This window comes from Arhodomonas sp. KWT, from assembly GCF_010993615.1.
This window is the reverse complement of sequence record NZ_WNXE01000487.1, coordinates 1-1241: the sequence shown is the minus strand read 5'-3', so window position 1 is coordinate 1241 and position 1241 is coordinate 1. Positions and strand designations below refer to the sequence as shown.

Below are 1241 nucleotides of genomic sequence, written 5' to 3'. Positions count from 1 at the left end.
CTGGGACTACTGGGCTATCTGTTGACGGGGTGTACGAGCATGAGCGAGCGACAGGCACGGATGATGGCGCAGGGCTACCCTGAGGCCGAGCCCTACTGTATCGGCCGGTTCATCGTCGCGCTGCCGCCCTTTGCCTCGCTGCACGCCGGCGCCAGCCGCTACGACGGCGTCACCATCGAGTTCCGCTTCGAGAATGACGAGCGGTATGACAGGCGGGTCCATAACGAAATCGAGGAGCGCAAGCGCGCGGGCGAGCAGGGCAGCGAATTCTTTTTCTCATCGGACAGGTTGAACGACGTGGTTGAGCTCAGCAGTGGGCACATTCTCGTCTATGGCAAGTACGACTTCGCCATTGGCTACGTCCACGACCCCATCGGCACCTGGACCCTGAAGAACGCCTACGCGGCGGATTACCGGCGGTTTGCCGAGCGAATCGAGTTCCGCGGCGAGCCCGGCAAGGAGAACCTGCCCGAGGGGCGGTGCTACTGCATCATGTACGGCTTCATCCCGGAGACCTCGCCCACGGGCAACGAGTGGGAGGAACGCTATTTAATGACAAAAGACGATCCCGAGTTCATTCTGTCCATTCAGATTTCGATGATCGGCAAGCAGAGAGACTCGCTGAAAGAGCTCGAGAGAAAAACAGCGACTTCTTTGAAGACCTCCTGGCCAGGGGGCTGATCGACTACGAGAAGCGTGCGGAACCGATTGACTTGGGATTCCTCAAGGGGGAAGAGACCATCGTTGCCACCGGAGAGGCTGCCGGGCGCATGTACAACATGATCGCGCAGGGCGATGGTTCCGATCCGGCGCATCCCTATATTCAGGTCAGGATGGAATCCGGTGATATGCCCAAGGCGGAGGCCGACCGGCTGTGGTAGCCCAAGGCGGAGGCCGACCGGCTGTGGTAGCCCAAGGCGGAGGCCGACCGGCTGTGGTACTCGATACTGGGCAGCCTGCATCCCCGCCCGGGAGCCTTCTGAGGCAGGCGACGCAGTCGTGGCGGTTACGACGGGAGCACTCCTTTGCAGGACTGCCGGATGTGGGCCGCCTCTCCACAATGCCTCGAAGCCGGAAGCTTCAATGAAACGGCATGGCACTGGCGTCAAACGGTCGCTGAGTCTTGTCGATTCGGGACGAAAATTGACCGTCCAGGCCGGGATACGGGCGCTAGACGGTCAGGTACTCGCGCACGAGATCGTCGTCGAGCTCGTCCATGGCCCCGGCGGCGACACGCTCGC

Annotated in this window: 2 protein-coding genes; both read left to right on the top strand. The window is 61.7% G+C overall.

Going from position 1 to position 1241, the window contains the following annotated elements; genetic code table 11:
- Positions 1-681 (top strand): hypothetical protein (locus G7A99_RS20125; RefSeq protein WP_205599953.1); only part of this gene is annotated, 681 nt, incomplete at its 5' end.
- 32 nt (positions 682-713) lie between these two features.
- Positions 714-881, top strand: a complete 168-nt coding sequence (locus G7A99_RS20120; RefSeq protein ID WP_163143590.1) for a hypothetical protein — start codon at positions 714-716, stop codon at positions 879-881.
- Positions 882-1241 lie beyond the last annotated feature (360 nt).